The 501-nt window shown below is 69.7% G+C and carries 1 protein-coding gene; it reads right to left on the bottom strand.

The annotated features are described in order from the left end of the window. Positions 1-501 (bottom strand): HAMP domain-containing protein (locus AB0C16_RS40420; RefSeq protein ID WP_357691479.1); only part of this gene is annotated, 501 nt, incomplete at both ends.

The raw sequence follows: 501 nt of genomic DNA, 5'->3' as shown, positions 1-501 counted from the left end.
CGTTGACGTTGCCCCGGAGAAGGGCCTGCTCGGCGGCGAGGCGGACGGCCTCGCGGTGCACGTCGTCGAAGGCCGCGGCCACCTGGCCGATCTCGTCCCGGGAGTGCACCCCGACCGACTCGACGGAGGTGTCGACGTCCTGCGGGTCGGTCTCGGAGAGCTGCTTGACGAGCTCGGGCAGCCGGTCCTGGGCGACCCGGGTGGCGGTGTCCTGGAGGCGGCGCAGCGAGCGGATCATGGAGCGGGCCACCACGAAGGCGCCGACGAGCGAGACGCCGAGCACGAGGAGGATGACCGCACCGTTGACGATCGCCTCGCGCTGGGAGGCCTGGCGCAGCTCGCGGGCCTTGGCCTCCATGTCGCTGAGGAGGGTGGCCTCGATCGTCTCCATGGCCTTGATCTTGATGGTGCTCTGGTCGTACCAGTCCAGGTACGACCGGACCTGCTTGCCCTCGATCCCGTTCGTGGTGTCCAGGATCCGCTTGGCGTACATGTTCCCGG

Origin of the sequence: Nonomuraea sp. NPDC048916 (assembly GCF_040649575.1) — a bacterium.
Classification (GTDB): Bacteria; Actinomycetota; Actinomycetes; order Streptosporangiales; family Streptosporangiaceae; genus Nonomuraea.
Note: the sequence above shows the minus strand (reverse complement) of the source record. Positions and strands in the feature narration are given on the sequence as shown.